Raw genomic sequence first — 13951 nt, 5'->3', positions numbered from 1 at the left:
CTGACAAGGAGGCGGCCGGTTCATCGCCGGCCGCCTCTTTCTCGAAAGTGTTCACGCCATGCCCGTTTCTCCCAAACAGGCCCGTACGCTGAAGCATCGAAGCTGGGTGGCGTTTCTCGTCATCCCGTCCATCGTCTTCATGTCCCTGTTCGTGGTCTATCCGATCCTCTCCGCCTTCGCCTATGCCTTCTACGATTGGCAGGGTTTGGCGCGCGGCGAGTTCGTGGGCTTGAAGAACTTCAGGGAAGTGCTGTTCGGCGCCACTATGGCGCCCGTGGTGTGGAACGCCTTCCTGCACAATGTCTATGCGCTGATCGCGCTGATGATCGTCCAGAACGGCGGCGGATTCTTCCTCGCCTGGCTGCTCTACAAGGAGCCCTTCGGCTTCCGCTTCCACCGGGTGGCGGTGTTCGTGCCCGTGGTGCTGTCCACGATCATCGTGGGCTTTCTCTGGAAGCTCTTCCTCAACCCCAATTTCGGCGTCATCAACCAAGCGCTTTATTCCCTGGGCCTCGACGCGCTGGCCAAGCCCTGGCTCGGCGACTCGTCGACGGCGCTTGGAGCGCTCATCCTCGCCAACGCCTGGCATTTCGTGGGCTTTCCGACCCTCGTCTACCTCGCCGGCATGCAGCGCATCCCTCCTGAGATCATCGAGGCGGCGCGCCTTGACGGCACCAGCGAGTGGCAGCTTCTGAAGAACATCGTGTGGCCGCTGGTGGCGCCCAGCACCACGATCCTGTTCACGCTGCTCTTCATCGGCGCGTTCAACTGGTTCGAGATCCCTTACGTGATGGTGGGGCTCGACGGCTCGCCCTTCGGCACAACCGACGTGCTGGGCCTCGTCTTCTACCGGACGGCCTTTGGCAACCAGAGCGCCAGCATCCAGAACTTCGGGTTAGGGTCCGCGCTTGCCACGCTGCTCTTCCTCTTCATCGTCGTCTTCGCGTCCATGCTGACCCTGTGGCTGCGCCGTCGGGAGATCCAGTTTTGACCGCTCTCACATCCCAGGCGCCCGCATCGCGTCAGCCCATCTCCTTCGCGCTGCTCGCCCAGGTCATCCTGATCGCCAATTCCTTCATCATGCTCTACCCGGTCGTGGTGATGGTGCTGTCCGCCTTCAAGACTACCGGCGAGATCTTCGAGCATCCCTTCGCGCTGCCCGATTTCACGCAGGTCGGGAACTTCGCCAAAGTGCTCGGCGAAACCGCGATGCCAACCTACTTCGTCAACTCGATCCTGGTGACGGGCACGTCGATTGTCCTCATCCTCGTGCTCGGCACCATGGCGGGCTATGCGGTGGCGCGCTACGAATCGCGCACCAACACCTTCATCCTGCTGTTCTTCCTGGCAGGCCTGATGCTGCCCTTGAAGCTCGCGGTCATTCCGCTCTTCATTCTCCTGCGGGATCTGGGCCTGCTCGACAGCCGCTGGAGCCTGATCGTCACCTATACGGCCATCGGCCTGCCGTCCGCCGTGTTCATCATGGCGGGCTTCCTGCGCTCCCTGCCGTCGGAACTCGAGGATGCGGCGCGCATCGACGGCGCGTCCGAGCCGCGCATCATGTGGTCCGTCATGCTGCCGCTGGCACGTCCTCCCATGGCCATCGCGGCCATTCAGAACGCGGTGCCGATCTGGAACGACTTCTTCTTCCCGCTCGTCTTCATCCAGACCGATGCCCGCAAGACCCTGCCGCAGGGGCTCACCACCTTCATGGGCGAGTACACCACCGATTGGGGCATGCTGTTCGCGGGCCTCACCATTGCGGCTGCTCCCATCACGCTTCTCTACATCGCCCTGTCGCGCCAGTTCATTCAGGGCATGACGGCAGGCGCGGTGAAGTAAGAGGCGACCATGCTGATCCCGAAAGGCGCTCTTGTCGTCTCCTGCCAGGCCCGCGCCGACAACCCGCTTCACGGACCCGTCCACATGTCCGCCATGGCGCAGGCGGCGGAGGCCGGCGGCGCAGGAGGCATTCGGGCCAACGGCGCGGAGGATGTGGCCGCAATCCGTGCCGTGACGAGGCTGCCCGTCATCGGGATCGCCAAGGTGTGGGACGACCGCTTCCCGGTCTACATCACGCCGGGCTTCGAACAGGCGGCGCGTGTCGCGCTGGCGGGGGCCCACATCATCGGCCTCGATGCGACGGCGCGCCCCCGCGACGGCGAGCCGGTGGAGCGCCTGATCGGCCGCATTCGGGACGAGCTCGGCCGGGAGGTCTTTGCCGATATCGCGACCCTGGAGGAAGGCCGCGCGGCGCATGCCCACGGCGCGACCTACATCGCGACGACCCTCTCGGGCTACACGGACGAAACGGCCTCCCGCAAATCCGCAGCTCCCGATCTGGAGCTCCTGTCGGCTCTCGTGGCCGAGGTTCCGGCACCGGTTGTGGCCGAGGGACGCTTCGATACGCCGGAGCTCGTCGCCGAAGCATTCAGGCGCGGAGCCCATGCGGTCGTGGTCGGCACCGCGATCACCAATCCGCGCGAGATCACGAGAAAATTCGCTCAGGCCGCTGAGGCTTGGGCCGCAACGGAGAGATTGTGATGGCCAATGTAGCAATCCGGGATGTCCGGAAGTCTTTCGGAGCCGTTTCGATCATCAAGGGCGTCGACGTGGACATCCAGGATGGCGAGTTCGTCATCCTGGTCGGACCGTCAGGCTGCGGGAAGTCGACGCTCCTGCGCATGATCGCGGGTTTGGAGGATATCACCGGCGGCGATATCCGCATCGGCTCCCGGATCGTCAACGACGTTCCGCCCAAGGATCGGGACATCGCCATGGTGTTCCAGTCCTACGCGCTCTATCCGCACATGACGGTCGCTGAGAACATGGCCTTTTCGCTCAAGCTGAAAGGCGTATCCCAGGCCGAGCAGAAGAAGCGCGTGGGGGATGCGGCGGCCTCGCTCGGCCTGACCCCGCTCCTCGACCGCTATCCGCGCCAGCTCTCCGGCGGCCAGCGCCAGCGCGTTGCCATGGGCCGCGCCATCGTGCGCGATCCGCAGGTGTTCCTCTTCGACGAGCCGCTCTCCAATCTCGATGCCAAGCTGCGCGTGCAGATGCGGGCCGAGATCAAGGAACTGCACCAGCGCCTGAAGACTACAACGATCTATGTCACCCACGACCAGATCGAGGCCATGACCATGGCCGACAAGATCGTCGTGATGCATGACGGCATCGTGGAGCAGATCGGCGCACCGCTGGACCTCTACGACCGCCCGGCGAACCGCTTCGTGGCAGGCTTCATCGGCTCGCCCGCCATGAACTTCCTCGACGGGCGCCTGGAGGAGGGCGGACTTGTCCTGCCGAGCGGGACCGTTCTGCCCCTCGACCTGCGGCCGTCCGTCCCGGCCGGGACGAAGATTACCCTCGGCATCCGGCCCGAGCATCTGCAGATCGCCCCGGCTGGGACGCCGGGCTCCATCCCGGCCACCGTGTCGGTGATCGAGCCCACGGGCGCCGACACCACCTTGATCGTCAAGGCGGAGGGCGGCAATCTCACGGTCGTGCTGCGGGAGCGCTGCACCCTGAAAGCCGGAGAAGCCGTGGCCTTGAGGCCTGTTCCTCAACAGGCGCATCTCTTCGACGAGCAGGGGAAGCGCATCGCATTCGTGTGAGATGCGTACCCTGTAACGGAAACGTGAGAGCACCCCTGGCGTTCTCGGGTGTACCCATTCACAATGGGTTCCAAACGAGGTGCCGCCGTGCTGATCCGCCGCCCTGCCGATATCCTGCCCTCCGAGATCACCCCTCGGGAGGTCTACTTCAACCGACGCCAGTGGATGGCGGGCGCTGCCGGGCTTGCCCTGACGGCGGCCCTGCCGAAGGGTCTCGGCGCGGCGCCTCTGCCCGCCGCGAAAAGCCCGTTCTCGACGGACGAGAAGCTGACGAGCCGCGAGGACGTCACGAGCTACAACAATTATTATGAGTTCGGCACAGGCAAGGAGGATCCGGCCGCTAATGCCAAGACTCTCAAGACCTCGCCCTGGACGGTCAAGGTCGACGGGATGGTGGGCAAGCCCGGCGAATTCGCCATCGAGGACCTGATCAAGGCGTCTGCCCTGGAGGAGCGCATCTACCGCATGCGCTGCGTGGAGGGCTGGTCCATGGTGATCCCATGGGTCGGGTTCCCGCTGGCGGACCTGATCAAGCGCGTGGAGCCCTTGGGCAGCGCCAAATACGTGGCCTTCGAGACCGCCTACCGCCCCGAGGAAATGCCCGGCATGCAGTCCATGTTTCCGGTGCTCGACTGGCCTTATGTGGAGGGCCTGCGCCTCGACGAGGCCATGAACCCGCTCACACTCCTGGCGGTCGGGCTTTATGGCGAGACCCTGCCGAACCAGAACGGAGCGCCGATCCGCCTCGTGGTCCCGTGGAAATACGGCTTCAAGGGCATCAAGTCGATCACCCGCATCAGCTTCGTCGAGAAGCAGCCGGAGACCGCCTGGAACAAGCAGGCGCCGGGCGAATACGGCTTCTATGCCAACGTGAACCCGAGCGTGGACCACCCGCGCTGGAGCCAGGCGACCGAGCGGCGCATCGGCGAAGGCGGATTGTTCGTGAAGCGCCGCCCGACCCTGATGTTCAACGGCTATGCCGAGCAGGTGGCGAGCCTCTACACGGGCATGGACCTGCGGAAGCTCTACTGATGGCCGGCAGAGCCTCCGCATCCGGCGCAGGCAAGGGCTTTGCTCTTCCCCAGGTGCCGAAGATTGCCGTCTATATCGCTGGCTTCATCCCGGCCGTGTGGCTGTTCTATGCGGGCATCACGGATCAGCTCGGGGCCGATCCCATGCGCTACCTGGAGCAGGCGCTGGGGCTCTGGGCCCTGCGCTTCCTCATCGGATCCCTGGCGATCACGCCCCTGCGTCAGCTTCTCGGCATCAATCTCCTGCGCTACCGCCGGGCCATTGGGCTTCTGGCCTTCTACTATGCGGCCCTGCATCTCATCACCTATCTGGTGCTGGACCAGGGGCTCGATTTTGCGGCGATCTGGGCCGATATCGTCAAGCGTCCCTACATCACCATCGGCATGGCGACCTTCGTCGTCCTCGTCCCCCTGGCCTTGACCTCCAACAATGCCGCCATCCGGCGCATGGGCGGGCAGGCCTGGGCGCGGCTGCACCGCCTCGTCTATCTTGCGGCCATCGGCGCGGTTCTTCATTTCGTGCTCGTGGTGAAATCCTGGCCGCCCGAGCCTCTGGTCTACGCGGCCATCGTGGCCGCTCTTCTCGGCTACCGGATCGTGCGTTCCATGGTGAAGAAGCCATCCCCGAGACAGCGTCCCGCTTGAAGAGAAGGCGCACTCGGTTAGGATGCGCCCGATAGCGGCAGGGCTTCGCCATTGAGACACAAGACCATGCATCCGGCGCGGCTCCTTCCAGGTGCTTCCTTCAAGGCTCTCCTGTTCGGGCTGGTTTCCATCACCCTTGTCCTCGCTCATGGGAGCCAAGCCGAAGCAAGAGACGTCGTGGTCTTTGCCGCAGCCAGCCTGAAGAACGCTCTCGACGATGCCGGCGCCGCCTGGACGCAGGATTCGGGCAAGCAGGTTGCGATCTCGTATGCGGCCAGCAGCGCCCTGGCCAAGCAGATCGACGCGGGAGCACCTGCCGACCTGTTCTTTTCCGCCGATCCCGATTGGATGGACTATGCCGCCTCGAAAGGCCTGATCCGGCCTGAAAGCCGGGCCGATCTTCTAGGCAATTCCCTCGTCCTGATCGCCCCGAGGGACTCTGCAGTGCAGATCCCGCTGCAGCCCGGGCTCGATCTCGCTGCGCTGCTGGGGGGCAATCGCCTCGCCATGGGGCATGTGGGTGCGGTGCCGGCGGGAAAATACGGCAAGGCTGCTCTCGAAAAGCTGGGTGCCTGGACGGGGGTGAAGGACAAGCTCGCCCAGACCGACAATGTTCGGGCCGCGCTCCTCCTCGTCTCCCGGGGGGAGGCGGCCCTGGGGATCGTCTACCGGACCGATGCCGCGTCCGACCCGAATGTCAGGATCGTCGCGGTTTTTCCCGAAGGCACCCACCCGCCGATTGTCTATCCGGTTGCGCTCACGGCAGAATCGAAGCATCCCGATGCCGCTACGTTCCTCGCATTCCTGCGCTCCTCAAAAGCCAAGCCCTTTTTCGAGAAGCAGGGCTTCGTCGTCATGAGCAAGGCAGGCTCAGGCTCGTGATGGAAGGGCTTTCTCCCGAAGAATGGGCGGCGGTTCGCCTCAGCCTGAAAGTTGCCTTCGTGGCCATGGCGGCAAGCCTTTTGCCGGGTATCGCCATTGCCTTTCTGTTGGAGCGCAAGCGCTTTTGGGGGCGGCAGGCGCTCGATGTCCTTGTTCATCTGCCTCTGGTCCTGCCTCCTGTGGCAGTCGGCTGGTTCCTGCTCATCGGCTTCGGCCGCCGTGGAACCATCGGGGCCTTTCTGGCCGAGCAGTTCGGCATCGTTCTCTCCTTCCGCTGGACGGGGGCCGCGCTTGCCTGCGCCATCATGGGCTTTCCGCTGCTGGTGCGTGCCATTCGCCTCTCCATCGCATCCGTGGACCGCAGGCTCGAGGATGCGGCCGGCACCCTCGGCGCGCATCCTGCCTGGGTTTTCCTCGTCGTGACCCTGCCGCTGATCCTGCCCGGCATCATCGCCGGCATGGTGCTGTCCTTTGCCAAGGCGATGGGAGAATTCGGCGCGACCATCACCTTCGTGTCGAACATTCCCGGCGAGACCCAGACCATTCCGTCCGCCATCTATGCCCTCACGCAGGTTCCGGGCGGCGAGGGCGGTGCGATGCGCCTGACACTGGTCTCCATCGCCATTTCCGTTGCGGCGCTGTGGCTGTCCGAATGGCTGGCGCGGCGGGTCGGCAGGAGGGTTCTTGCCCCATGATCCTCGACGTCGACATCAGGCACCGGCAAGGCGCGTTCACCCTGCAGGCGCGCTTCCAGTCCGAAGGCAAGCTGACGGCCCTGTTCGGCCCGTCCGGCTCCGGCAAGACGACCCTGGTGAATGCCGTCAGTGGGCTGATCCGGCCCGATCATGGCAGGATCGTCGCGCAGGGGCGGGTGCTTCTGGACACCTCGCAGGGCGCCTTCGTGCCCAAGCACAGGCGACGGATCGGCTACGTGTTTCAGGAAGGACGCCTCTTCCCGCATCTGAACGTGCGGCAGAACCTGCTCTTCGGGCGCTGGTTCACGCCCAGGCGGGAGCGAAAGGCGGGCTTCGACAGGGTGGTGGCGCTTTTAGGGATCGGCCACCTCCTCGACCGGCGGCCGTCGACCCTGTCGGGCGGCGAGAAGCAGCGCGTCGCCATGGGACGCGCACTCCTCTCCGATCCGCATCTGCTGCTGATGGACGAGCCCCTGGCATCCTTGGACGAGGCCAGGAAAGCCGAGATCTACCCCTATATCGAACGGTTGCGCGACGAGGGCGGCGTTCCCATCGTGCTGGTCAGCCATTCCGTCGCGGAGATCGCGCGCTTGGCCACCTCGATCGTCGTCCTGTCGGACGGGCAGGTGGTTGCTTCCGGCCCGGCTTCCGAAATCCTGCGGCATACGGGCCTTTTTCGGCAGCCGGGTCCCGTGGAGGCCGGAGCCCTGATCGAAGGGCGTGTGGTGCAACACGAAGAAGCCTTCGAACTCACGGTGGTGCAGACCAGAGCCGGAACACTCACCGTGCCGAGGCTCGATTACCCCGTCGGCACCCCTTTGCGGGTTCGCCTTCGCGCCCGCGACATCATCCTGTCCGTCAAGCCGCCCGAGGGATTGAGCGCCCTGAACGTGCTCAGGGGACAGGTTTCCTGCACGGGCGAAGCCCATGGGCCGAGCATCGACGTGATCCTCGACTGCGAGGGCGAAGCTCTCGTTGCCCGCGTGACCCGCAAGTCGGTGGAGGAGCTTGACCTGGTGCCCGGCCGTACCGTGCATGCGATCATCAAGAGCATCGCTTTCGACCCGGAGGCTCTTGGCGGGTCTGGGTTCGTGAATATGCGAGACATGAACGATTGAGGTTGCACAGGTTTTCGAGCCGTGTAGCCTCTGCGTCTCATTTTATGCTGCGAGAGATGCCTCATGAACGAACAGTTCCGGAACCCGGCGGATGCCACGTCCCATGCCAAGCTTCTCGACCGCTTGGCCGAAGTCGCCGTGCGCGTCGGGCTGGGGCTGAAGCCCGGCCAGGAAGTGATCATGACCGCGCCGCTCGATGCCGTTCCCCTGGTGCGGCGCATCACGGAACATGCCTATCGGGCGGGCGCCTCCCTCGTGACCACGGTCTACTCCGACGAGGAGACCACGCTCATGCGCTTCCGCCACGGGCGCGACGAGAGCTTCGACACGGCCTCGGCCTGGCTCTACGAGGGCATGGCGGCCGCCTACAAGAACGGCGCGGCCAGGCTTGCCATCGTGGGCGAAGACCCGTCCCTGCTGGCCAGGCAGGATCCGGAGAAGGTCTCCCGCGCCAACCGGGCCCGGTCCAAGGCCTACATGCCGGCGCTCAACATGATCGCAGGCTTCGAGACCAACTGGACCATCGTGTCCGCCGCGACGCCGGCCTGGGCCAAGGCCGTGTTCCCGGACGATCCGGAAGAGGTGGCGGTGGCCAAGCTGTGGCAGGCAATCTTTGCCGCCTCCCGGGTCGATACGCCTGATCCCATCGCCGCGTGGGAAGCCCACAACGCGAACCTGCAGGCGCGCACGCGCCTGCTGAACGCGAAGAACTATGCGGCCCTCCATTTCCGCGGCCCGGGCACCGATCTGCGCGTCGGCCTTGCCGATGGGCATGAGTGGAACGGCGGTTCGACGGCGGCCAAGAATGGCCTCGTCTGCAACGCCAACATCCCCACCGAGGAGGTTTTCACCACGCCGCACAAGGACCGGGTGGACGGCGTCGTGAGCAGCACCAAGCCGCTCTCCTACAACGGGACGTTGATCCAGGACATTCGGGTGACGTTCGAAGGCGGGCGGATCGTGGAGAGCAGCGCCCGTACCGGCGAGTCCGTGCTGGACAAGGTTCTCGACACGGACGAGGGCGCGCGCCGCCTCGGCGAGGTGGCCCTGGTGCCGTATTCCTCTCCCATTTCGCAGAGCGGGCTTCTCTTCCTCAACACCCTGTTCGACGAGAACGCCTCCAGCCACATCGCGCTCGGCCAAGCCTACAGCAAGTGCATCCGGGATGGCGGCTCCATGAGCGAGGATGAACTGTCGTCCCGCGGCTCCAACCGCAGCCTGATCCATATCGACTGGATGATCGGATCCGATCAGGTGGACGTGGACGGCATCACGCAGGACGGCCAGGCCGAGCCGCTCATGCGCGGCGGAGAATGGGTTAATGGGTAACGATTTGGCGGCCTTGCCGCTCATGGCGGACCTTTGATCCTGCGGAATGCCTGTTTGCTGGCAAACAGGCCTTGACGCCGGGGTCAGCGAGGTGGATTGAGAACAGGTATTAAAGAGGTGCTGACCTAAACCTCGGGTCAGGTCGGCGCTCTCCTGCAGGCACGGATGGATGTCGGACAACACAGCCAATCTCAAGTCTCAAGATCACGCTCTCCTGTCCGTTCGCTCCCTGTCGGTGGAGTTCGGCACGAGCCAGGGAGCCTTCCAGGCCGTCAAGGACGTCAGCTTCGATGTGCAGCCCGGTAAAACCCTGGCGGTGGTCGGCGAGTCGGGGTCGGGCAAATCCGTCACCTCGCTGGCGATCATGCGCCTTACCGACTACACGGGCGGGCGCATTGCCGGCGGGCAGGTGCTGTTTCGGCCATCGGCCGGTGAAGCCCTCGATCTGGTGAAGGCTTCCGACAGCAAGCTCCGGGAGATCCGCGGCAACGATATCGCGATGATTTTCCAGGAGCCGATGACGTCGCTCAATCCGGTCTTCACCATCGGCAATCAGATTTCCGAGACGCTGATCCTGCACGAGGGATTGAACGGGCGGGATGCGCGCCTGCGGGCCAGGGATCTGCTGCAGAAGGTTCGCCTGCCGGATGCGGACAAGCTCCTCGACCGCTACCCCCATCAGCTCTCCGGCGGCATGCGTCAGCGCGTGATGATCGCCATGGCGCTTGCCTGCAATCCGAAGCTGCTCATTGCCGACGAGCCGACGACGGCGCTCGACGTGACCATCCAGGCGCAGATTCTCAACATCATCCAGGATCTGCAGCAGGAGATGGGCACCGCCGTCATCTTCATCACCCACGACATGGGCGTGGTGGCCGAGATGGCTGACGACGTGGTGGTGATGTGGAAGGGCGAGAAGGTGGAGCAGGCCCCGGTGCGCGACGTCTTCGCCTCGCCGCAGCATCCCTATACGCGGGCGCTTCTGTCCGCCGTGCCGCGCTTAGGCAGCCTCAAGGGGCAGCCGCTGCCGAAGCGCACGCCGGTCATGGTGATGGATGGCGGCGTGGCCAAGCCCGTCGGCGATACTCATGAGCAGAACACCGCCGATTATACGAAGCCGATCCTCCAGGTGGAGAAGCTCACCACGCGCTTCGATGTGGGCAAGACCTTCTTCGGCCGCGTCACCCATCGGGTGCATGCGGTGGAGGAGGTGAGCTTCGACATTTATCCAGGCGAGACCCTGGCGCTTGTCGGTGAATCCGGCAGCGGCAAGTCCACCATCGGGCGGACCCTGCAGCAGCTCGTCGAGCCGACGGGCGGCACGGTGCGCTTCGATGGACGTGACATGGGATCCATGAGCCCGGGCGACCGGCGGCGTCTGCGACAGGAAATCCAGTATATCTTCCAGGATCCCTTCGCGTCCCTCGATCCGCGCCATACGGTAGGCTACAGCATCGCCGAGCCCATCATCGTCCATGGCCTGATCAAGGATCGCAAGGCCATCGAGCGGCGCGTGCACGAACTCCTGGAACAGGTCGGTCTTCTGCCGCAGCATGCCAAGCGCTATCCGCACGAATTCTCCGGCGGCCAGCGCCAGCGCGTCTGCATTGCGCGTGCTCTCGCAAGCGACCCCAAGCTCGTCATTGCGGACGAATCCGTATCCGCCCTCGACGTGTCGATCCAGGCGCAGATCATCAACCTGCTCATGGAGCTCCAGGAGAGGCGGCGGCTGTCCTATCTCTTCATCACTCACGACATGGCGGTGGTGGAGAAGATCAGCCATCGGGTCGCGGTGATGTATCTCGGCCAGATCGTCGAGCTCGGCACGCGTCAGGCGATTTTTGAGAATCCGCAGCATTCCTACACCCGCAAGCTGCTCGCGGCGGTGCCGATCGCCGACCCGCAGCGTGAGCGTTCGAAGACGCGCGTCGAGGGCGAGATCCCGAGCCCGGTGCGTCCCGTGGGCCAGGAGCCTGCCATTCATCGCATGCGCGAGGTCGCGCCCGGACACTGGGTTGCAATCGAATCCGATCAGCTTCGCGGAGCTGCCTGAAAAACTTCCAGAGGGAGATAACAAGATGAAGTTCTCTACAACCCTGAAGGCTCTCGGCTTGACGGCGGCCGTCGCCCTGTCGCCGCTCATGGCGTCCGGGGCACAGGCCGCCGGAACCTTGACGGTGGCCGTCGCCATCGATCCCGGCAGCTGGGACCCGATCGACACCTTCCTGGTCGATTGGTCGTCCGCCGCCAACAACATCTACGACGGCCTGACGGCCCGCGGCGCGGACATGAAGCTGAAGCCCGCTCTTGCGACCTCGTGGGAGTTCCTCGACAACAACGCCCGCATCCGCTTCAAGCTGCGCCAGAACGTCAAGTTCCACAACGGCGAACCCTTCAATGCCGCGGCCGTGAAGTTCACCTTCGATCGCCTTCTGGGCGAGGAGGGCAGGAAGGGACCGCAGCAGTCGAACTATACCTCCATCGATCGGGTCGAGGTTGTCGACGACACCACGGTCGACTTCATCATGAAGCAGGCCGATCCGGTTCTGCTGACGAAGCTTGCCGGCTATGGCGCCATGATCGTGCCGCCGAAATACATTCAGGAAAAGGGCGACGCCCATTTCAACATGAACCCTGTCGGCACGGGCCCGTACAAGTTCGCGGAATACAGCCCGAAGGTCAGCCTGACGCTCGAAGCCTTTCCCGAGCATTGGGGCGGCGCGCCTAAGCTCGACAAGGTCGTGACGCGGTTCATCTCGGAGGCCAACACCCAGGTGGCCGAACTGCAGTCGGGCCGCATCGACGTCGCGACCCTCATTCCCTTCGGCCTTGCGCCGACCGTCGAGAAAAGCCCGAACCTGAGCCTCCTCAGCATTACGGGCCCAACCGTTGTCTCGCTGCGCCTCAACACCAAGGAGGGCATCACGAAGGACTTGGATGTTCGCAAGGCGCTGATCATGGGCATCGATCGCGATGCGATCATCAAGGCGGTCCTGCTCGGTCACGGCAAGCCTATCGCGAGCTTCCAGGCGGACCTGTCCTTCGGCCATGACCCGAACCTCAAGCCGCTGCCCTTCGATCTGGCCAAGGCGAAGCAGATGCTGCAGCAGGCGAAGGTTCCAGCCGGCGCTCCCGTGCGGATCGATTTCCGTGGCAACGACGCAACCTTCCGCGAGGTTGTGCAGGCGGCGGCAGGCTATCTCCAGGCTCTCGGCCTCAAGCCCGCGCTCCAGCCCCACGAGCCTCCGGTTCTGCTCAACGACATCATCCCGAACGGCAAGACCGGCGAAGCCTGGCACCAGTCGTGGGGCGGCTGGACCTTCGACTACGACAACAACGCCTACCTGATGTATCACTCGGGCGAGAAGTGGAATCCGTACTACAACGACGCCACTCTCAACGCCCTGCTCGAAAAGCAGCGGACGATCTACGATGTGAAGGAGCGTGAGAAGGTCCTTCAGGAAATCGCCCGTTACGTGGCCGATCAGGCCCTCGAGATCCCGCTCTACAACCAGAACACGATCTATGGCGTGAACAAGCGCGTCAAAAGCTTCGACGCGCCTGCCGACCGCCGCTTCCGCTTCACTGAAACGACGGTGGAATAAGCTGCTGTCTCGAGCGCTTCCGGCAAAGGCTGGCGCTCGAGACCGACTGATATAACCGAAGGCCCCGCGAGAGCGGGGCCGTTTTTCCTGGACTGCGAAGGATCACCCCATGGCCGGCTTCATTCTCAAGCGATTGTTGCAGGCCGTCTTCGTGGTCCTGGCCGTGACATTGATCGTTTCCTTCGCGATCAGGCTGTCGGGCGACCCCGCCATCATGGTGATGGGGGGCGGCAACGTGACCGAGCAGGATCTGCAGAACATCCGGCAGGCTCTCGGCCTGAACCGCCCGTTCTACGTCCAGTACCTGAGCTTCCTCCAGGGGCTTTTCGTCGGCGATTTCGGCAAGAGCTTCATGGGCGGCACGCCTGTTTCGCTGCTCATCTCCCAAGCCCTTCCGGCAACGCTTCTGCTGGCATTCGCCTCCCTTCTGACCTCCATCGCCCTGTCCGTTCCGCTCGGCGTCTATGCGGCCGTCAATCGCGGACGCTGGCCGGATCAGCTCATCCGCATCCTGTCCCTGGTGGGCCTGTCGTTTCCCAACTTCTGGCTTGCCATCATGCTGGTGCTCCTGTTCTCCATCGTGCTCGGCATCCTGCCGCCGAGCGGCATGGAAGGCCCCGAGAGCTTCATCATGCCGGCGCTGACGATGGCGATCATTCTCACCGCCACCAATATGCGTCTCGTGCGCACCTCGATGCTGGAGACGCTCTCGCAGCAATACATCATGGTGGCGCGTTCCAAGGGGCTGCGCGACCGCGTGGTCCTCTACAAGCATGCCCTTCGCAATTCGGCCATTCCGCTCGTGACCTATATCGGGCTGCAGTTCGGAAACCTGATCGGCGGCATCGTGATCGTGGAGCGGGTGTTCAACTGGCCCGGCATGGGTACGCTCGCCTTCGACGCCATCTCCAACCGGGACTATCCGGTGCTTCAGGCGACGATTACCGTGCTGGCGCTCTTCATCGTCTTCATCAACCTTATGGTCGACGTCGCCTACGGGCTGATCGATCCTCGCATCCGGACGGAGTGACC

The 13951-nt window shown here is 64.1% G+C and carries 13 protein-coding genes; all 13 read left to right on the top strand.

The features are described 5' to 3' along the window. Positions 1–106 precede the first annotated feature (106 nt). The 13 genes from JKG68_RS04420 (at position 107) to JKG68_RS04360 (ending at position 13949) form a co-directional block, all read left to right on the top strand. Positions 107–991: a carbohydrate ABC transporter permease gene (locus JKG68_RS04420; protein ID WP_312890730.1), complete on the top strand. Its 885-nt coding sequence runs from the start codon at positions 107–109 to the stop codon at positions 989–991. Further along, positions 988–1842: a carbohydrate ABC transporter permease gene (locus tag JKG68_RS04415; RefSeq protein ID WP_202056204.1), complete on the top strand. Its 855-nt coding sequence runs from the start codon at positions 988–990 to the stop codon at positions 1840–1842. The genes JKG68_RS04420 and JKG68_RS04415 overlap by 4 nt, the downstream gene beginning before the upstream one ends. A gap of 9 nt (positions 1843–1851) precedes the next feature. After that, positions 1852–2544, top strand: a complete 693-nt coding sequence (locus JKG68_RS04410; protein WP_202056203.1) for an N-acetylmannosamine-6-phosphate 2-epimerase — start codon at positions 1852–1854, stop codon at positions 2542–2544. Beyond that, positions 2544–3614 (top strand): ABC transporter ATP-binding protein, encoded by a 1071-nt coding sequence (locus JKG68_RS04405; RefSeq protein ID WP_202056202.1) that lies wholly within the window; start codon positions 2544–2546, stop codon positions 3612–3614. Before JKG68_RS04410 ends, JKG68_RS04405 begins: the two co-directional genes overlap by 1 nt. A gap of 87 nt (positions 3615–3701) precedes the next feature. Continuing rightward, positions 3702–4646 (top strand): protein-methionine-sulfoxide reductase catalytic subunit MsrP, encoded by a 945-nt coding sequence (gene msrP, locus JKG68_RS04400; RefSeq protein WP_312890729.1) that lies wholly within the window; start codon positions 3702–3704, stop codon positions 4644–4646. Continuing rightward, the gene (gene msrQ / locus JKG68_RS04395; protein WP_202056199.1) at positions 4646–5290 is read left to right on the top strand and encodes a protein-methionine-sulfoxide reductase heme-binding subunit MsrQ; all 645 of its coding nucleotides are present in this window, start codon (positions 4646–4648) and stop codon (positions 5288–5290) included. Before msrP ends, msrQ begins: the two co-directional genes overlap by 1 nt. 66 nt (positions 5291–5356) lie before the next feature. Then, on the top strand, positions 5357–6172 hold the full coding sequence (gene modA, locus JKG68_RS04390) for a molybdate ABC transporter substrate-binding protein (RefSeq protein ID WP_202056198.1): 816 nt from the start codon (positions 5357–5359) through the stop codon (positions 6170–6172). Continuing rightward, positions 6172–6867 (top strand): molybdate ABC transporter permease subunit, encoded by a 696-nt coding sequence (gene modB / locus JKG68_RS04385; RefSeq protein ID WP_202056350.1) that lies wholly within the window; start codon positions 6172–6174, stop codon positions 6865–6867. The genes modA and modB overlap by 1 nt, the downstream gene beginning before the upstream one ends. Further along, a complete protein-coding gene (modC, locus tag JKG68_RS04380) occupies positions 6864–7985 on the top strand; it encodes a molybdenum ABC transporter ATP-binding protein (protein ID WP_202056196.1) in 1122 nt (373 codons plus the stop codon). Before modB ends, modC begins: the two co-directional genes overlap by 4 nt. A gap of 63 nt (positions 7986–8048) precedes the next feature. Beyond that, positions 8049–9314 carry an aminopeptidase gene (locus JKG68_RS04375; RefSeq protein ID WP_202056194.1) on the top strand — a complete coding sequence of 422 codons (1266 nt, stop codon included), beginning with the start codon at positions 8049–8051 and terminating at the stop codon, positions 9312–9314. Between the two features lie 169 nt (positions 9315–9483). Further along, on the top strand, positions 9484–11367 hold the full coding sequence (locus JKG68_RS04370; RefSeq protein ID WP_202056192.1) for an ABC transporter ATP-binding protein: 1884 nt from the start codon (positions 9484–9486) through the stop codon (positions 11365–11367). A gap of 25 nt (positions 11368–11392) precedes the next feature. Further along, the gene (locus JKG68_RS04365; protein ID WP_202056190.1) at positions 11393–12919 is read left to right on the top strand and encodes an ABC transporter substrate-binding protein; all 1527 of its coding nucleotides are present in this window, start codon (positions 11393–11395) and stop codon (positions 12917–12919) included. A gap of 109 nt (positions 12920–13028) precedes the next feature. Then, entirely contained in the window at positions 13029–13949 is a 921-nt protein-coding gene (locus JKG68_RS04360) for an ABC transporter permease (RefSeq protein WP_202056188.1), read from the top strand. Positions 13950–13951 lie beyond the last annotated feature (2 nt).

The organism is Microvirga aerilata (genome assembly GCF_016743775.1).
In the GTDB taxonomy this organism is placed as follows: domain Bacteria; phylum Pseudomonadota; class Alphaproteobacteria; order Rhizobiales; family Beijerinckiaceae; genus Microvirga; species Microvirga aerilata.
The sequence above is the reverse complement of the archived record's forward strand: the minus strand, read 5'-3'. Positions and strand labels throughout refer to the sequence as shown.

Bases quoted from the DNA above. Each gene is read 5' to 3' on its own strand.
- JKG68_RS04365 (WP_202056190.1), top strand. From the start codon at position 11,393: ATGAAGTTCTCTACAACCCTGAAGGCTCTCGGCTTGACGGCGGCCGTC.
- JKG68_RS04360 (WP_202056188.1), top strand. From the start codon at position 13,029: ATGGCCGGCTTCATTCTCAAGCGATTGTTGCAGGCCGTCTTCGTGGTC.
- msrQ (WP_202056199.1), top strand. From the start codon at position 4,646: ATGGCCGGCAGAGCCTCCGCATCCGGCGCAGGCAAGGGCTTTGCTCTT.
- JKG68_RS04375 (WP_202056194.1), top strand. From the start codon at position 8,049: ATGAACGAACAGTTCCGGAACCCGGCGGATGCCACGTCCCATGCCAAG.
- modB (WP_202056350.1), top strand. From the start codon at position 6,172: ATGGAAGGGCTTTCTCCCGAAGAATGGGCGGCGGTTCGCCTCAGCCTG.
- JKG68_RS04410 (WP_202056203.1), top strand. From the start codon at position 1,852: ATGCTGATCCCGAAAGGCGCTCTTGTCGTCTCCTGCCAGGCCCGCGCC.
- modA (WP_202056198.1), top strand. From the start codon at position 5,357: ATGCATCCGGCGCGGCTCCTTCCAGGTGCTTCCTTCAAGGCTCTCCTG.
- JKG68_RS04370 (WP_202056192.1), top strand. From the start codon at position 9,484: ATGTCGGACAACACAGCCAATCTCAAGTCTCAAGATCACGCTCTCCTG.
- modC (WP_202056196.1), top strand. From the start codon at position 6,864: ATGATCCTCGACGTCGACATCAGGCACCGGCAAGGCGCGTTCACCCTG.
- JKG68_RS04405 (WP_202056202.1), top strand. From the start codon at position 2,544: ATGGCCAATGTAGCAATCCGGGATGTCCGGAAGTCTTTCGGAGCCGTT.